The organism is Pedobacter deserti (genome assembly GCF_024436415.1).
Taxonomy (GTDB): domain Bacteria; phylum Bacteroidota; class Bacteroidia; order Sphingobacteriales; family Sphingobacteriaceae; genus Pedobacter; species Pedobacter faecalis.
This window is the reverse complement of sequence record NZ_JAFMZQ010000001.1, coordinates 2,348,029-2,365,214: the sequence shown is the minus strand read 5'-3', so window position 1 is coordinate 2,365,214 and position 17,186 is coordinate 2,348,029. Positions and strand designations below refer to the sequence as shown.

The 17,186-nt window shown below is 48.9% G+C and carries 13 protein-coding genes; 3 read left to right on the top strand and 10 right to left on the bottom strand.

From position 1 onward, the window contains the following. Positions 1-9 precede the first annotated feature (9 nt). From J3P40_RS10730 to J3P40_RS10715, 4 genes are all read right to left on the bottom strand, one after another. Entirely contained in the window at positions 10-1,422 is a 1,413-nt protein-coding gene (locus J3P40_RS10730) for a TolC family protein (RefSeq protein WP_256005381.1), read from the bottom strand. Further along, positions 1,409-4,606: an efflux RND transporter permease subunit gene (locus J3P40_RS10725; protein ID WP_256005379.1), complete on the bottom strand. Its 3,198-nt coding sequence runs from the start codon at positions 4,604-4,606 to the stop codon at positions 1,409-1,411. Before J3P40_RS10725 ends, J3P40_RS10730 begins: the two co-directional genes overlap by 14 nt. Positions 4,607-4,632: 26 nt before the next feature. Beyond that, positions 4,633-5,817, bottom strand: a complete 1,185-nt coding sequence (locus tag J3P40_RS10720) for an efflux RND transporter periplasmic adaptor subunit (RefSeq protein ID WP_256005376.1) — start codon at positions 5,815-5,817, stop codon at positions 4,633-4,635. Positions 5,818-5,910: 93 nt separating this feature from the next. Beyond that, positions 5,911-6,510 carry a TetR/AcrR family transcriptional regulator gene (locus J3P40_RS10715; protein WP_256005374.1) on the bottom strand — a complete coding sequence of 200 codons (600 nt, stop codon included), beginning with the start codon at positions 6,508-6,510 and terminating at the stop codon, positions 5,911-5,913. A gap of 164 nt (positions 6,511-6,674) precedes the next feature. Between J3P40_RS10715 and J3P40_RS10710 the strand changes: the two genes are divergently transcribed. The 3 genes from J3P40_RS10710 to J3P40_RS10700 all read left to right on the top strand — a co-directional run bounded on the left by J3P40_RS10710 (position 6,675) and on the right by J3P40_RS10700 (position 9,456). Continuing rightward, positions 6,675-7,700: a LacI family DNA-binding transcriptional regulator gene (locus J3P40_RS10710; RefSeq protein WP_256005372.1), complete on the top strand. Its 1,026-nt coding sequence runs from the start codon at positions 6,675-6,677 to the stop codon at positions 7,698-7,700. A 98-nt stretch (positions 7,701-7,798) separates the two neighbouring features. After that, a complete protein-coding gene (locus J3P40_RS10705; RefSeq protein WP_256005370.1) occupies positions 7,799-8,794 on the top strand; it encodes a sugar kinase in 996 nt (331 codons plus the stop codon). 5 nt (positions 8,795-8,799) lie between these two features. Then, positions 8,800-9,456 carry a beta/alpha barrel domain-containing protein gene (locus J3P40_RS10700; RefSeq protein WP_256005366.1) on the top strand — a complete coding sequence of 219 codons (657 nt, stop codon included), beginning with the start codon at positions 8,800-8,802 and terminating at the stop codon, positions 9,454-9,456. 27 nt (positions 9,457-9,483) lie between these two features. On the opposite strand, the gene J3P40_RS10695 is transcribed toward J3P40_RS10700, so the two are convergent. From J3P40_RS10695 to J3P40_RS10670, 6 genes are all read right to left on the bottom strand, one after another. Further along, positions 9,484-9,822, bottom strand: coding sequence for a helix-turn-helix domain-containing protein (locus tag J3P40_RS10695; RefSeq protein WP_256005365.1), 339 nt, complete (start codon positions 9,820-9,822; stop codon positions 9,484-9,486). 166 nt (positions 9,823-9,988) lie between these two features. Further along, on the bottom strand, positions 9,989-11,704 hold the full coding sequence (locus J3P40_RS10690) for a GMC oxidoreductase (RefSeq protein ID WP_256005364.1): 1,716 nt from the start codon (positions 11,702-11,704) through the stop codon (positions 9,989-9,991). A gap of 5 nt (positions 11,705-11,709) precedes the next feature. Beyond that, positions 11,710-12,201, bottom strand: a complete 492-nt coding sequence (locus J3P40_RS10685; RefSeq protein ID WP_256005362.1) for a gluconate 2-dehydrogenase subunit 3 family protein — start codon at positions 12,199-12,201, stop codon at positions 11,710-11,712. 28 nt (positions 12,202-12,229) lie between these two features. After that, positions 12,230-14,257: an alpha-amylase family protein gene (locus tag J3P40_RS10680; protein ID WP_256005361.1), complete on the bottom strand. Its 2,028-nt coding sequence runs from the start codon at positions 14,255-14,257 to the stop codon at positions 12,230-12,232. Between the two features lie 20 nt (positions 14,258-14,277). Next, entirely contained in the window at positions 14,278-15,651 is a 1,374-nt protein-coding gene (locus J3P40_RS10675) for an MFS transporter (protein ID WP_256005360.1), read from the bottom strand. Between the two features lie 23 nt (positions 15,652-15,674). Further along, positions 15,675-17,177, bottom strand: a complete 1,503-nt coding sequence (locus J3P40_RS10670; protein ID WP_256005359.1) for a tagaturonate reductase — start codon at positions 17,175-17,177, stop codon at positions 15,675-15,677. Between the last annotated feature and the right edge of the window lie 9 nt (positions 17,178-17,186).

Genomic DNA, 17,186 nt, shown 5'->3' with positions numbered 1-17,186 from the left:
GCATCAAGCTTAAATACCTCCGCCCAAAGCGCGATATAATTCCACCGAAGCATTCAATCTGGCGGTTTTAAGCGCGGTTAATTCCAGCTGACTTTGAAGGGCATTGCTTTGCGCCGTGATCACCTCAAGATATGTAGCCATGCCGTTCTGGAACAGCAGGCCAGCATTTTTAACAGCATGCGATAAAGTTTCCGCTCGCTGTGCCGAGATATCATACTGGTCCTTCAGCTTTTCCAGTTTCACCAACTCGTCCGACACTTCGCCTACGGCGCTCAAAACCGACTGCCGGAACTGTATGACCACCTTCTCACGATCAATTTTGGCAAGCTCATATTGCGTTTTCAATTCCTTCCGCTGAAAAATGGGTTGGGTAATACTGCCACCCACAATACCGAACACCGAGGCCGGAACGTTAAACCAGTTGCTCGCCTTTAGAGAGTTAAGTCCGCCGCTGGCCGAAATACTCAGGGTAGGATACATATTTGCCTTACTGATGCCTACGCGTGCATTGGCGATGGTCAGCGAAAGTTCAGCAGTTTTGACGTCAGGCCTCCTGCTTACCATACTGGAGGGCAAACCAGCACTAAAGGCTGACGGGATGCTGATCTGATCAAGATCAGACAGCCGTTCTACGGGCCCAGGCAAGCTACCGGTGAGCAACTTGATCGCGTTCTCCTGGATCACAATCTGTTGCTCCAGTTGAGGTACAAGTTGGGCGGCCACCAGGCGTTGGGCCTCTGCCTGCTGCACGGCCAATGAAGAAACCTGACCGGCCTCAAATTGCAGTTTGATGATCGTAAGCGTGCTGTCATTCAGCGACAGATTTTTACGGGCGATCTCAAGTTGGGCGTCCATCATAAGCAATTGATAATAGCCTTTCGCTATGTTGGCTACAAGTCGGGTCTGAACTGCCTTTCTTGCTTCGGCACTTTGAAGATATCCCGCCAGTGCAGCCTGCTTCTGGTTTTTAATCTTCGCCCAGATATCCGCCTCCCAAACAAGGTTCAGGCTTGCATTGAAATCTTCAATGTGCCGGGTACCTAAAAACTGACCGGTACTCAGCCCACTCAGACTATTGTCTGACGGCCGGGTAGAATTGGCCGACACCTGCATGCCGAGGCTGGGAAGATTACCCAACCGGGCCTGCCTGAAAAGCAGATCGGCAGCTTCGATATTTTTCAGCGCAAGTTGCATATCGTAATTTCTGACCAGGGCTGTGTCTATCAGTCGACGGATTTCCGCCGAGGTGATAAAGTCTGTCACAGACAATGATCCAACACCAGCTGTATCGCTAAGCGGTGCTGCACCACGATAAGTGCTAGGCACAGCGTCTGTCGGAAGCGCTACGTCTTTGGAAACGCTGCAACCTGCAGATAAGGCAAGCAGCAGCAAAAATACATATGAATAATCAGGCAATTTCATGAATAAGTTCTTTAACATGGTTTTCTCTTGGAATTTTAGGTGCCGGGTTTCTCCTTACCCGCTCCTGCAGGTATTGGAAAACAACAAACAAGACAGGGATAATGAACAGGCCGAGTACTACGCCCGACAGCATACCACCGGCCGCACCGATACTGATGGAATGGTTGCCCTGTGCAGATGGCCCGGTGGCGATACTCATCGGAAACAATCCCACGACAAAAGCCAGTGAGGTCATGATGATCGGACGCAGTCTGAGCTTGGCCGCTTCGAGAGCCGCGGCTACAAGTGGCTGACCGGCACGGCGGCGCTGCGCAGCAAACTCAACGATCAGGATCGCGTTTTTAGCGAGCAAACCAATAAGCATGATCAGCGCTACCTGCACATAAATATTGTTCTCTATACCAGTCAGCCCGATGGCTACAAACACGCCAAAAATACCGGTAGGAATAGAAAGGATAACCGCCAGAGGCAGAATATAACTCTCGTATTGGGCAGCGAGCAAAAAGTAGATGAACACCAGGCACAGGAGAAAAATGATGGTCGACTGGCCACCGGAAGATATTTCCTCCCGGGTTTGGCCGGAGAATTCATATGCATATCCCTGCGGAAGCTGTTCTGCCGCCACCTCCTGTATAGCTTTAATGGCATCACCTGAACTGAAGCCCGGCTTTGGTATTGCGTTGACCTGGATGGAGTTGAACAGGTTGTAACGCGATGCGGTCTCTGAACCATAGATGCGGGTTAGTTTTACCAGCGTATTGATCGGCACCATTTCACCATTCTTGTTTTTCACAAAAACACGGTCAATCGTCGACGGATCTGCACGGTCTGCCACATCAGCCTGGACAATAACCCGATAGTATTTTCCGAAACGGTTAAAGTCTGAAGCCTGTGCACTTCCAAAATAAGTCTGCATCGTTTGCAGGATATCCCTAACAGAGACACCAAGCTGATCGGCTTTCTGTTCATTAACGTCCAGTTGCAGTTGAGGATAGTCCGCTTTAAATGTGGTGAAAGCCACGGCGATCTCAGGCCGCTTCATCAGCTCGCCTAAAAATCCGTTTGCAACACCGCTGAACTTATCCAGTTTACCGCCTGTTTTGTCCTGCAGCACAAGGTCGAGCGCCTCCACATTGCTGAACCCTGGTACAGTTGGGAAACTGAATGCGAAAAACGTGCCGCCGCTTATTGTGCTCAGGGTTGCGTTCACCTGCCCCATAATGGCATTGATATCTTTCACATCGCCCCTTTCTTCCACCGGTTTCAGCAACACAAAGCATATGGCAGCCGAGGGACTGGTCGAGTTGGTCAATAGGTTAAATCCAGGTATTGAAGTCACAAACTTAAAGGCCCCCATCTTTTGGAGCGCATTTTCCGCCTCCTGCATTACTTTAGAGGTGCCTTCGAGCGAAGTACCTGAAGGGGTGTTTACCGCAATAGCAATAAAACCCTGGTCCTCAGTCGGGATAAAACCGGTGGGTGTCGACCGCACCATCCAAATGGTACCCAGGGTGATCACTACAAGTCCACCCAGACTCGCCCATTTATTGCGGATAAGGAATTTCAAGCTCCCCACATATCGTTTGGTCATCGCATCGAAACTCCGGTTAAATCCGGTAAAGAATTTCTGGCTGAAGGTTCTTTTACCTTGTGGCTGCGAACCCTCATCGCCATGCCCCGCGTGCCCGTCCTTTAAAAATAAGGCAGCGAGTGCCGGACTCAAGGTGAGGGCGTTGACTGCTGAGATCACGATGGCGATTGCCATCGTAAAGGCAAACTGACGGTAAAATACGCCGGTAGAGCCTTCCATAAATCCCACGGGGAGAAAAACAGCTGCCATCACCAAGGTAATCGAAATGATTGCACCGGTAATCTCATGCATGGCTTCCGTGGTGGCCGATTTTGCAGAAAGCCCCTTCCGTTCAATTTTCGCATGCACGGCCTCTACAACCACAATAGCGTCATCCACCACGATACCGATGGCCAGAACCAAGGCAAATAATGTCAGCAGGTTAATGGAGAAGCCGAACAATTGCATGAAGAAAAACGTGCCCAATATGGCCACCGGAACGGCGATCGCGGGTATGAGTGTCGACCGGAAATCCTGAAGGAAAAGAAACACCACAATAAATACCAACACGAAGGCTTCAATGAGGGTATGCTTCACCTGGTCAATCGACTGGTCCAGCGCAACTTTCGTACTGTAGAAAACGTTATGTTCAATGCCCGACGGATAATCTTTGGCCGACTTTTCCAGCAGTTTATTGATCGCGATCTGGATATTGTTTGAATTTGATCCTGCGAGCTGAACCACACCGATAACCACGCCTTTTTTTCCGTTCAAACTCGTCAGACTTGAGTATGAATATGCACCAAACTCAACCCTGGCTACATCTTTCAAACGCAGAATTGTACCATCATCATTGGCCCTTATGGCAATATTCTCGTACTCCTCCGGCTTGTTCAGCTTGCCTTTGTACTTAATCACATATTCAAACACCTCCTTACTTTTCTCGCCGAACCTGCCCGGCGCTGCCTCCAGACTTTTATCCTGAATCGCCATCATGATCTCATTAGGCGTCACTTTATAAGCAGCCATCTGCGCAGGGTTTAGCCACACCCGCATCGAATAGTCCTTAACACCACCAAAAATGCTGGCTGCGCCTACACCAGGAATACGTTTTATTTCAGGAATAATATTGATCTGCGCATAGTTAGCTACAAACGTCTGGTCATACTTATTTTCATCGTTCGTATACAGCCCAATCGCCATAATAAAGTTGTTCTGCTGCTTTGCCGTAGTGATTCCCTGCTGTACCACCTCAACGGGCAATTGCGAAGTAGCCTGGGCAACACGGTTCTGCACATTTACAGCCGCCTGGTCCGGGTCGGTGCCCAGCTTAAAGTACACCGTTATAGCCAGCGAGCCGTCGTTACTGGCTGTAGAACTCATATAGCTCATATTCTCTACCCCGTTTATGGATTCTTCTATGGAGGGGGCAACTGACCGCAACACGGTCTCAGCGCTTGCGCCTGGATACATCGCGGTAACCAACACGGAGGGCGGCGCGATATCGGGAAATTGCTGAAGCGGCAATCGTGTTAAACCCAATACGCCCAGAATCACCAGTAGGATGGAGATCACCGTAGCAAGTACAGGTCTTTGTATAAATATTTTAAACATCTTACTTCTATTTTATATATGCATTATTAGAGTTTCGCAACCTTCTGGGCAGCCTTTTCTGGCTTAATCGCCTGCCCTTCCTGCAAGCGGTCAATGCCGCTCAGCACGATCTGGTCGCCGGTCTTGATCCCCTCCTTTACCAAATAATTTGTACCGCTCTTCGCAGCAACAGTGATCGGCACTTTTTTCACTTTGTTGCTGTCGGCTACAGCAAAAACAAATATTTTGTCCTGCATCTCTATGGTGGCCGATTGCGGAACCAGGATGGCATCGCGGTGTGAAACGCCCAGACGGATTTTCCCGGTATTGCCCGATCTCAGCAGCCCCTCCGCATTCGGAAAAGTTGCCCGCATCGATATTGAACCGGTTTGTTTGTCAAACTGTCCGTCTACCATATCCACCCTCCCCTTATAAGGATATACGGTTTGATCGGCCAGCAAAAGTGAAACCTCCGGAATCTGCCGCGCCCGTTCAGCCAGGGTTTTGCCTTGATAGCGGTTGTTAAAGTCTATGAAGTCATCTTCCCCAAGTGAAAAATAGACGTGCACGTCGTGAGCATCCGACAATAAAGTCAGCGGTTGCGGGTCGGCGGGGTTAACCAGACTTCCCGGCTTTTTAGGGAGGCGACCTACATAACCGCCCACAGGCGCCTTTATAAGCGTATAGCCCAGATTGATACTGGCTGCACCCACACCCGCCTTCGCTTGCTCAACATTTGCCAATGCCACTGCATATGCCGCTTTGGCACTTTTCAACTGGAAATCTGAAACCACCTTATTTGCAACGAGCGGGGTAAGCTTGTCTACCTCGAGCGAAGCGTTCAGAAGGGCTGCTTTGGCCGACTGTAACGATGCTTTCGCATTGTTTAGTGCCTGGATAAAAGGTTGCTCATTGATTTTAAATAATGGCTGACCTTTTTTAACCAGTGCGCCTTCGCTCACATAGATTTTCTCCAGTGCGCCAGATATTTGCGGACGTATTTCTAAATCCACAGCACCTTCTATAGCTGCAGGATATTCCACGTAGGTGGTTTCATTAGTTTTCTGCACTTCTGCCACCGGAAGTGCTACCGGGGGTGGCGCCGTGGACGCCGCATCGCCGCTGGCGCAGCCATATAATACAACCGATAACAGACTAAGCATAACGTAATTAACGACATTATACCGTTTAACAGCGTTAAGTAACTGAGTGTAATTGACTTGATTTTTCATATATAATTATTAATAATGGGCAAAAAATAACGGCTTTAATCCGTTTAACATTGTTAAGTGACAGCTTTAAAAAAAAGGGAACGTATCCCTTTGTTAGTCGTTTATATATCGAATGATACCTTTAATAGCATCTCTTAATATCTTCTGATTCATTTCTTCATTCCGTCCCTTGTTCACCAGGTTGATCGAGATCAAACCATGAATAATCGACCAGAACGTATAGAACTTTGTACAAATAAAATCTTCCGAAGGGTTTTCGCGTGTCACCAGCTGTTCAATTACCTCGTATATAGGATCGTCGGCAAGCTCTGCTTCAGGCATGGTTTTTTTCATCTCGCAACAGTTCATATCTACGCCATACATGAGCTGATAAAGCTCTTTATATTTGAAAGCGAAGTCCCAATATGCAATCCACATAGCCTCCAGCTGCTCCTCGGGTGTGCTAAATCTGGCCCGGGCATCCTTAATCTCACCAGCCAGTATCAAATAGCCTCTGCGTGTAAGCTCTAGAAGAATCCCCTCTTTGTTGGGAAAATATTCATAGATGATCGGCGCGGTATACTCAATCTTATCAGCTATCTTCCGCATACTAAGTGCCTGCCAACCCTCCTCCTTCACTATATCAAGTGAAGCATCAAGTATATTCAACCTCGTTTCTTCCTTAAGTCTTGCAATTCGCTCTTTACTTCCCATGACTGTTTCGGTAAACCTGTAAATAATTTAACACTGTTAAGCAAATGTAAATACGTTTTTTAAAATCCTTATCATCTATTTGTCATTTCAAAAAGTGCTGAAAAAATATCGTATTCAGGTTTAATAATTGCAACTTCGCCAGGTAGCACCAAACAAGAGTCGGAATGAAAAGCAGCGTTACCCTTAAAGATATTGCCAAGGCGCTTAATTTATCTATCTCTACCATATCAAAGTCTCTTAACGACAGTTATGAGATCAGCACAGATACCAAGGCCAGGGTACTGGAATACGCTCGCGAACATCATTATTCCCCAAACCGGCTGGCTAAAGGTTTAAAGGAAGGAAAGAGCAGATCCATCGGCGTGGTTGTTTGTTCGCTGAACAACAATTTTGTTGCACAGATGCTCGATGGAATCGATCAGGTGAGCACTGCCCGCGCCTATCAGACCATCATTATGCAGAGCAAGGAATCGTACCTACAGGAGAGGGCTTGTCTCGAACTGCTTCATGCCGGCGGGGTCGACGGCATATTGATTTCACCAGCCTGCGAAACGAGCGACTTCAGTTTCCTGAAATCCCTGCAGGAGGGCGGATTGCCTATCGTGCTTTTCGACAGGCTCAGTGAGCAGATGCATACCGACAAAGTTGGGGCAGACAACTTTAAGGGAGCCTACGAAGCGACAGCTCACCTGTTAGACCAGGGCTACCGTAATATTGCGCACATTACTACAAACACCACCTTAAGCATTTCCACCGATCGCCTGAACGGCTATAAGCAAGCCTTACAGGATCAAGGAATCACCTACCGCCCCGAGCTTGTCAAATACTGCAGCTATTCAGATTCCTCCAGTATAAGGACAGATCTGGAGCACGCGATAGACGAGCTGCTGAAACTTGATACCGCGCCCGATGCCATTTTTACTGCGGGTGATCAGATCAGCACACAGTGCCTGGCTATCCTCAATAAGAGAGGTATAAAAATTCCCGCTGATCTTGGCCTGGTGGGCTTCACCAACACAGATCTGGCCGATGCATTAAACCCGGCGCTAACCACTGTTCACCAACCTGCGTTCGAAATTGGACAACTTGCCGCCGAAAAACTTATCGCACTGATTGAACATAAATCAGGTGAGATATCCCACGAAACTAAGGTTTTAGATACCGTTCTTATGGTTCGGAATTCAAGCTGAAAGGAACCCTCCACCCGAAAACGATTTCGTGAATCGCTGCAGGCAGATGCAGAAAGCTACGCATAATCTTGTATAATTGTATCGGGAGACACCAATAGATGCAAACGAAAGATAACGTACTTATTTTTGGCGAATTACTGCTTCGTCTTAGCTCTGCCGCAGAACACTTCATTGCGTCCGACCAGGCGGTTTCGATTTATCCCGGCGGATCGGAAGCAAACGTCGCGGCATCACTCGGACAGTGGGGTATTCCCGTCTCCTACCTGAGTTGTGTTCCGGATAATCCACTGACCTCCAATGTACTCAGCTATCTGGAAGAACTGAATGTCGACATCTCCAAAACCATTAAAGCTGAAGGAAGGCTGGGCTTGTATTTTCTGCTGTCGGCCAACGGGCTCAGCAGCGGTGAGGTGGTGTACGACAGAAAGCACTCCTCATTCAGTAACCTTAAACCTGGAACGATCGACTGGAACGAGGTGATGAAGGGGCATACATGGTTTCACTGGACCGCCATTACCCCGGCGCTAAGCGAACATGCTGCCTTGCTTTGTCAGGAGGCGCTTCAGGCTGCCCGGGCCAATAATCTTACCATATCGGTCGATCTTAACTACCGGAGCAGGCTTTGGGATTACGGAAAAGAACCCATAGCGGTCATGCCCGGCCTTGTGGACCATTGCGATGTGATCATGGGCAATATCTGGGCGGCTAACAAAATGCTTGGCACAAGCATCAACAGTTCTGTGGGTCGACATACCAGCGTAGATGATCTGCGTATGGAAGCCGCTAAATGCGCCACCGAGATCTTTGACCTTTTCCCGCGCTGCAAACATATCGCGCAAACATTCCGGTTTATGGACCAGCCCACACACAACCTTTTCCACGGCACCTACCATAATCGTGAAGGACACTATCACTCCCCTGTTCATGAAACACAGCGGGTGGTAGACCGGATCGGAAGCGGCGACGCTTTTATGGCCGGGTTCATTGCAGCCTTATTAAGTAATGCCGGTGGACAAAAAATAGCGGAATACGCAACAAATGCCGGGTACCGGAAGTTATTCGTAAAAGGCGATTTCGGCAACGGCACAATCTAATGTATATGAAAGCACATTTAAGCACCATATCCAGTATAGAACAGTATCCGGTCATCCCCGTATATTATCACGATGACCCGGAAGTATGTAGTTCAGTACTCAAAGCCTGCTATGAAGGCGGTATAAGGATCTTTGAATTCACCAATCGAGGCGCCAATGCAGCTGAAAATTTCAGCATATTGATGAAGCTCCGCGACGAGCAGTATCCCGACCTCCAATTAGGTATCGGAACCATCAAAACAGCAGATCAGGCCGGGACGTTTTTAGAAAAAGGGGCCGACTTCGTGGTAAGCCCTATAGTAAAAGCCGAAATAGCGGAGGCTGTACAAAAAGAAAATAAGCTTTGGATTCCCGGCTGCATGACACCCACCGAAATATCCCTGGCAGAAGAGCTCGGCGCCACACTCATCAAATTATTCCCGGGAGACATTCTTGGTCCCGCATACCTGAAATCGATAAAACCTCTGTTCCCCGATTTGAAGTTCATGCCTACCGGCGGGGTAGAGCTGACTCATGAAAGCATCAGCAGTTGGCTGAATGCAGGTGTTTCGGCTATAGGATTTGGTTCAAAGCTGTTTGCCCGACCAGACAGCGAAACACCAGGTTTTGCCTGGCTTAGCAGCAGATGTCAGGAACTGTTAAAGATGGTAAACAGGAAATAGACCTGTTTACCTTAATGCTTTTAGCAACTATGCGTTTTTTCTCCGGTTATCTTCCTGATCATACAGTTCAATAAGTTTTCCCTGTAAACGGATCACCGTACTTTCGAGTTCGGCGATACGGCTTTTCAACTGGTCAACAAGAACAGTTTGCTCATTAGCGTCCTCTTCTCCCACATCCAGCAGCTGCCTTAACGTAATGTTATGCACCTCGGCGATCTGATTAATCCTGCTAAAGTTCGGGTCAGTAATACTTGTTTCCAGTTTAGAATATGCGGGTATCGAAATATCCAACAGGTCGGCCATAGCCTTTTGATTAACGCCTTTACGCTGTCGTAAGATTTTAAACTTCTCACCTAATGTCTTCATAATTTTGCTTTTTATAATCCCTCAATTATATTGGAAATAAATTTAAGGTAAATCGTATTAAAAAAGCTAATGGAATTGACTTTTTTTTACGCGATTTAAATAATAAGATAATTTTCAGCAATTATTTTGCATTATTATGACATACCGCTAAACTAATACTTCCCGATCAAAGCTCCAACCGCTTCATGGCCGACACGGCGTAGTCAACCGCCCTTGCCGTAAAAGCCATATAAGTCAGCGACGGATTCTGTGTCGAGGTACTTGTCATGCAGGCGCCGTCAGTTACAAAAACATTCTTGCACTGATGAAGCTGGTGCCACTTGTTCAGGAGCGATGTGCCTGGTTCGTGTCCCATCCTTACGCCACCCATTTCATGAATGTCCAGCCCAGGGGCCTGGCTTGCAGCGTTTACCCGAATGTCAGTAAACCCTGCAGCGGTAAACATCTCCGATAGCTGCTCAATGTAATCTTTCTTCATTTTTACATCGTTGTCGTCGTAGTCAACCGAAATCTTCAGCTGAGGAATACCCCATTTATCTTTTTGCTCACTATCCAGCTGCACATAGTTACTTTCCTTCGGAATCGTTTCCCCCATCATGTGAGAACCCACCCGCCACGGACCAAGCTTTTTATGCTGCAGCTGCATTTTCAATTCTGCTCCTATCCCTGAAGTATCCGAATCAGAACCCCTGGATGCACTGAACCCGGCCGCATAACCTCGCATAAAATTCGTTTCCTGCTTATGCAGATTCCGGAACCGCGGAATATACCCTCCGCCTACCGGATTGCGTCCGTCGGTAGTAAACTGCTTCAAACCAGGATATTGTGCACTTATACGTGCACTGTAATTATGGAAAGCGACATATTTCCCAAGCAAGCCATTGTCGTTGCCCAAACCGTTGGGGAAGCGGTCCGACTTAGAATTCAGCAATATAAGGTTGGTATTGATCGCCCCTGCGTTCACAAAGATCACCTTGGCATAAAACTCCATCACCTCATTCGTGTTGGCATCAATAACCCTAACCCCGGTAGCTTTACCTGCTTTATCATCGTAAAGGATCGATTCTACCACAGAATTCGGTCTTAGCGTCATCTTGCCGGTCTTCTGCGCCCAGGGCAAGGTAGAAGCATTACTGCTGAAATAACCTCCAAACGGGCACCCACGCTGGCAAAGCCTGCGGTTCTGGCACTGCGCCCTTCCCTGCTCATAAAACACATCGCTGCCCTTGGAGATATGTGCACCGCGGGCGCTGATCACGTGCCGGTTCCCGTATTTGCTGATAAGCGATTTCTTAAAATGATCCTCCACAGCATTCAGCGGATAAGCAGGCAGGAATTCCCCATCCGGCAGTTCGGCCAAACCGTCACGGTTTCCCGATATCCCCGCAAAGCGTTCCACATAGCTGTACCACGGAGCAATGTCCTTATACCGGATGGGCCAGTCCACAGCAAAACCATCACGCATAGGCCCCTCAAAATCAAGGTCGCTCCAGCGCTGGGTCTGACGCGCCCACAACAACGACTTACCCCCTACCTGATAACCCCTTATCCAGTCAAACGGCTTTTCCTGAACATAAGGGTGCTCATTGTCCTTCACAAAGAAGTGCATGGCATCCTCCCTGAAGGCATAGCATCTGCTTACAATCGGACTCTCCGTTCTTATTTTCAAAGAAGGCTCCCCACGATGTTCGAAATCGTATGGATATTTATTTGTGGTAGGATAGTCGACAATATGCTTTACGTCCCTTCCCCGCTCAAGCACAAGCGTTTTCAGGCCCTTGCCGGTGAACTCCTTGGCAGCCCAGCCGCCGCTTATACCCGAACCGATAACGATCGCATCGTAAGTATTGTTCTTTACGCTATTTATATTAAGGTTTGACATATTCGTTAAGATTTTACTGGAAAGTATCCATTATACCTGGCCGGTACAAGCTCCCATTTCACCAGGTTGGTCATCACATACTTGGAATTCAAATAACCATTGATCGTCTGTTGTTTCATGATGCGGAAAAATGCCTTAATATCATCAGACTCCGCTTTGCCAGCATTCACCTGAACCACCATTTCCTTCAGCGCCGTGGGGTCCAGACCTTTAAAAGCGGCCAAACCCGACATAAAACGCTTCTGATCCTGCGGTTTGTAGCAGTCATCCACCATCTTCATGACAAACAGATGCAGCCCCAGATCTTTCGCCCCCGGGGTCGTCGTCTTCGGAATAATGATCTCCGCAATCTCTCCGAGCAACTTCTCTTCAGCCGCATCCATACGCACATGATTAAGCCACACAGAAGCCTTTCCTGCAGCCCTCAACCCTGAAGGCAACAGGGCCAGTCCCCCGCCAAAGATCATGATCTGCTTTATCGCTAACCGTCTATTCATTTGTACAATCCTTTATAAATCATCCTGTTTATAACTTTATCTTAAATATTTCCGCATCTGAAGCGGCCAGCGCAAACTCCAGTCTGCCAGATGCCTTCAGCGGCGAAGCCACAACACCAAAAAGAGGTTCGGCCTCATACCTGTCGCGTTTTAAACCTATATCCCCAAGCGGAATCACAACACGTTTTACCTTGCCCGTATAGTTAAACACGGCCACATACATATATCCGTTTCGCTTCGACGTAAACACCTCAGCAGCGCCATCTGCACTCCCCGCAGGTTCCGGCCTGAAAGCTACCCCATGACGTGCGATGTCCAGAAGTTCACTATTTTGCAGCAACTTTTTCGCCGTCAAATCCCATTTGCCTGGCGAGGCAAAATCATCTCCCGTAATCAAAGTACCGGTAACAAGCGCCGAAGCAAGCCTTGCCCGGTTAACCCCCTCAGCTTCATCTCCAAATACAACGTGATCAGCATCGATAAAATTGTATACATACGTCTGCCACCAGCCATACGTCACGCTGTTCAACGTGTACTCCGTATCTTTCATGCTCTTCCAGGCATCACAGGCAATCCGCCGGATGTGCGCATAGCGGCCCGTAGCCATACTGGGCGATATGGCCGCGTAGATCAGCATTTGTCCATCCAGCCGCTTCACCAGGTATTCCATACCTATACGATAAGCCTGCATTCCAGTGGTTACAGATTTATCATGGAAGGCGTCCGACTCAGCCGCGGCATGCCCCAGAAAATCGATCTTGATCATGGTAAATCCGCAGCCTTTAAGTTTGTCGACAATAAAGTCAATCCGCCTCTGCGTCCCGGGATGCGTGGGGTCCAGTGCCCTGGCACCGTCAAAATCATGATAGCCTTGCTTCACCTTGGTCCACATATCGGCAAACCTATACTTACTGCCCTCGGCTGTCCTGTTACCTCCCGAGGCAAAACCCCAGTCGGTAAACGGCGCCCAGTACACGCCAGGCTGCAAGCCTTTCCGCTTGCAGTGATCCGCAAACGCTTTAAGTTTGGTATAGTCGCCGCGCATCCCGCCAGTCATATTGTCCCAGAAAGAATCCAGGTCGATGTAAGCCGTATGGTCATTTCTGAAACCAGGAAGCTCCTCCGCAAAATAGTCCGCCACACCGGTCGCATTTTCATAGCTCAGTTTAGTTTGTATCACCCCCCAGCTGTTCCAGCCAAAGGGCACTGGTTTGTCCCAGTTGAACACAAAGGGCTTTTCGTGAATCCTGTTGGCCTTACCGTAAGCCTCCATACCCACCCGCCAGTCGTCAAAATAGCCCACAAAAATTCTTGGTGAACGGATCACACTGCCGGTCAGACTACCATGCTCCAACTGATCGCGGGTCACCTGCGGATTGGTGTACCCGGCGGTGACTTCAAACTGCGCCTGTTTATCATTCAAGCCCGCCGTTTTAACTCCCGTTTTCCATTCCGTGTGCGCCACAGAACCAGCCACCAGGCCTGCCCTGCTTCGATCGTCAAATATTACGCCGACCTCCGAACTCATCTTTGTCAGGCCCCGACGCAAAGCCTCCGTGTGGTATCTTACAAAAGCGTCATTATCAAAAGGCACAAACAGTACTTTATTCCCGGCGCTGGCGGAAACCTGAACTGTCCCGGCCTGTATGGGCGACAAATAATTGCTCACCAGGCGCTTGCCTCTTATCGCCAGTTCCGTAAAAAAATAATCATGTCCGGGGTACACATAGAACACCTGCTCCATGTCAGGCTGGCCGTCACGCCTCAGATTAAACACGTATTTAAGTCCACGTCCAAACCCGTCAGTAATGTTTGTCAGACGGTGACCAGCATACATATAGTCTGTACTGTTCAGCAGCAACCCGCCATTCTTAGCTGCGCCTCGTGCCGAAGAGATTACTTTATTGTCGCCGGCCATTACATCATACAGGCCAGATTCCGAGTGGTAAACAATTTTGCCTTCGCTGCCAAAAGGAATAATGATCTGCTTCCCGGAACAGACAGCGACCTGCAGAAGCGCAAACAAAAAGCAAATCAATCGGCTAAACCCATTCATAACCAACCCTTCAGATCAACTTACAAATCAGTAATCGGCTTGTACTTCGGAACCAGTGCCTTCATGATGACCCAGGCCACCAGATAGGCCAGCGCACAAATCGTAAACATGATGGTATAACCCGTCTCAATATGCCCAAGGGCCTTGTACTTGTCAAATAGCGCTCCCCCAAGCTTGGTAATAAGCACGCCACCCAGTCCGCCTGCCATACCGCCAATACCTACCACAGAGGCGACTGCTTTTTTCGGAAACATGTCAGACACCGTGGTAAAGAGGTTGGCCGACCACGCCTGATGCGCTGAAGCACCAATACCGATCAGAATCACCGGAACCCAGAACGTAAGATGTCCGAGCGGTTGCGCAGCCAATACCACCAGCGGGAACACTGCAATGACCAGCATTGCCTTCATCCTGCCATCATAAGGCTCAAGTCCTTTTTTAATGAAATACATCGGAAACCATCCCCCGCCTATACTTCCAAACATCGTCATACTATACAATACCGCCAGGGGCAGCATAATCTGTGTATCCACCATGCCATACTGATCTTTCAGATAGGCTGGAAGCCAGAAAAGGAAAAACCACCACACGCCATCGGTCATAAATTTGCCCACCGTAAACTCCCAGGTCTGCCGGTACGTTAATAATTTAATCCAGGATATCTTCGCCTCCGGAACCACAGATTCCTTTTGCGGCAGTTCATATTCTGCCTCACCGTCACGGATAAACGCCAGCTCTTCTTGCGATAGGCGCTTCTGATGCTCCGGACGATCATACAAGCGGAACCAGAAGAAAAGCCATAAGAAGCCTACCCCTCCAATGATGATAAACGCCGCTTCCCAGCCCAATTCCGTCGCAATAAAAGGCACGGTCAGCGGTGCCAGAATGGCGCCCACATTAGTCCCTGAATTGAAAATGCCCGTGGCAAACGAACGTTCCCGCTTGGGGAAATACTCCGCCGTAGCCTTGATAGCCGCAGGAAAGTTGCCCGCCTCGCCAAAACCTAGCACCGCTCTGGACAACATAAATCCGGCTACCGATACAGAAACCGAGGCGATACCTACAAAGCCCAGTACTGTGGCGATACTCTGACCGATAGGAACAGAGAAAGCATGAATTATAGCACCGATGGACCAGATCACGATGGCCCAGGCAAAACCGCTCTTGGTGCCCAGCCGGTCAATAATGCGTCCGGCAAACAGCATAGAGATGGCATAAGTAAACTGAAATACAGAAGCAATATTGGCGTAGTCGCTGTTCGACCAACCGAAAATCTCTTCCAGCCGGGGTTTCAGCAAACTCAATACCTGTCTGTCCAGATAATTAACGGTCGTCGCAAAAAATAATAAAGCACAGATGGTCCACCTGTAGCCAGATGCCTTTTTTCCTTTCATTGGGTATTATTTGGTTGTTTGGTTTAAACGCTGTTCGCACCGGCGAGCGCAGCTTTCACGCCCTTTTCCGAAATATAAGAAAATTTTGCCTCAACTGCCCCGGCAAAGCCATTTAATTTGGTCAGGTCTGTGCCCCACAAGACCTCATCAGCCATCACCGTATGCACATATTCCTGGTCTGCAAGCTCCCTCTTATCAAAAAAGTAGGCAGCTGCATCATCTGTAATCACATAAGCATGCCCACTGGCAGCACCGTAATACTTGCCATCGCGGAACTCCCGCGGGCGCACAAAATGCAAATAAGCCGCAAAGCCTAACGCAATATTTTCAGGCACCCGGTTATACACGCGATAATATTCCAGGATGATGGGAACCACCCGGATCTTCATCTTCATGGTATACTGAAAAGTAATATTGATCCAGAGGTGCTCAATATACGGATTAGCAAAGCGGTCAATGACCGATGCCGAAAAGGCCATAGCCACTTCCGGCTCTACGGCATACGGGATTGCAGGAACGATCTCCGATTGCATCACAACAGAAATGAAGTTGCGGAGCGACTGGTCCGTCATGCCCGAACTCACCGTTGGGATGCCAGAGAGTACCGCCAGCCCGCAGGATAGCGTATGCGTCCCGTTGAGCAATCTCACCTTAAGCTCCCGGAAAATCTCGATATCTGAAGTCACAATAAAACCATCATCTACACCTGTAAGCCCAATCAGGTCGGCCACCTGCGCATCGCCTTCTATGGCCCACAGGCGATAAGGTTCGCAAATAATGAGGAGATCATCGCTATAGCCCAGTTGCCCTTCCAGCCGGGCCAGCGTAGCCGCGTCTGGTTTACCAGGCACAATGCGATCTACCAGCGAACTGCAAAAATAAACGCGACGGTCGAGCCACAATTTAAAAGCCCTGTCCAGACCGTTAAACACGATCAGTTCATCAACAATAGCTTTCAGTTTAGCCCCGGCATCCGGAATGAGTTCCGTGGGCACCACAACCAGGTTTGCCGCCACACAATCACCCAACGCTTTATATCGTTCCACAAGCACAGCCAGCAGCTTTGCCGGAAATGACACTGGCGGATGTTGGTCAATACTTTCTTTAACCAGTTGAATGCCCACCTCCGTCGTGTTCGACACGATCAGTTTTATTTCCTGCCTGCTTCCTGCCTCAAGTACCGAAGCCCAGTCCTGATCTGCCGAGATCACCCGGCTTATCGCCGAGGAGATAAGGTTCTCTTCCACCGGCTCCCCACGCTCCAATCCGCGAACACACACCGTATACAAACCATCCTGGTTGGCAAAATCCTGGGCGTCGCCTTTGGGGGTCGACTTAACCACCACTACGCGACCATTAAAAAAGCCCTTTCTGTTGGCTCTGTCAATGAAATAGTCGGGCAGCCCGCGCAGCAAAACGCCGGTACCAAACTGCAGTACTTTTTCCGGAAGTTCGAGAAGTTCAGAAGACGGAACGGCTACAAAATCAGTGTTGGCAACTGCCAACGTATTCTTGGACAGATTCATATTTGGTTG

What these genes read in the sequence shown, in the direction of transcription:
- J3P40_RS10730 (WP_256005381.1), bottom strand. Translation starts at nt 1,422, where the DNA reads ATGAAATTGCCTGATTATTCATATGTATTTTTGCTGCTGCTTGCCTTA.
- J3P40_RS10725 (WP_256005379.1), bottom strand. Translation starts at nt 4,606, where the DNA reads ATGTTTAAAATATTTATACAAAGACCTGTACTTGCTACGGTGATCTCC.
- J3P40_RS10720 (WP_256005376.1), bottom strand. Translation starts at nt 5,817, where the DNA reads ATGAAAAATCAAGTCAATTACACTCAGTTACTTAACGCTGTTAAACGG.
- J3P40_RS10715 (WP_256005374.1), bottom strand. Translation starts at nt 6,510, where the DNA reads ATGGGAAGTAAAGAGCGAATTGCAAGACTTAAGGAAGAAACGAGGTTG.
- J3P40_RS10710 (WP_256005372.1), top strand. Translation starts at nt 6,675, where the DNA reads ATGAAAAGCAGCGTTACCCTTAAAGATATTGCCAAGGCGCTTAATTTA.
- J3P40_RS10705 (WP_256005370.1), top strand. Translation starts at nt 7,799, where the DNA reads ATGCAAACGAAAGATAACGTACTTATTTTTGGCGAATTACTGCTTCGT.
- J3P40_RS10700 (WP_256005366.1), top strand. Translation starts at nt 8,800, where the DNA reads ATGAAAGCACATTTAAGCACCATATCCAGTATAGAACAGTATCCGGTC.
- J3P40_RS10695 (WP_256005365.1), bottom strand. Translation starts at nt 9,822, where the DNA reads ATGAAGACATTAGGTGAGAAGTTTAAAATCTTACGACAGCGTAAAGGC.
- J3P40_RS10690 (WP_256005364.1), bottom strand. Translation starts at nt 11,704, where the DNA reads ATGTCAAACCTTAATATAAATAGCGTAAAGAACAATACTTACGATGCG.
- J3P40_RS10685 (WP_256005362.1), bottom strand. Translation starts at nt 12,201, where the DNA reads ATGAATAGACGGTTAGCGATAAAGCAGATCATGATCTTTGGCGGGGGA.
- J3P40_RS10680 (WP_256005361.1), bottom strand. Translation starts at nt 14,257, where the DNA reads ATGAATGGGTTTAGCCGATTGATTTGCTTTTTGTTTGCGCTTCTGCAG.
- J3P40_RS10675 (WP_256005360.1), bottom strand. Translation starts at nt 15,651, where the DNA reads ATGAAAGGAAAAAAGGCATCTGGCTACAGGTGGACCATCTGTGCTTTA.
- J3P40_RS10670 (WP_256005359.1), bottom strand. Translation starts at nt 17,177, where the DNA reads ATGAATCTGTCCAAGAATACGTTGGCAGTTGCCAACACTGATTTTGTA.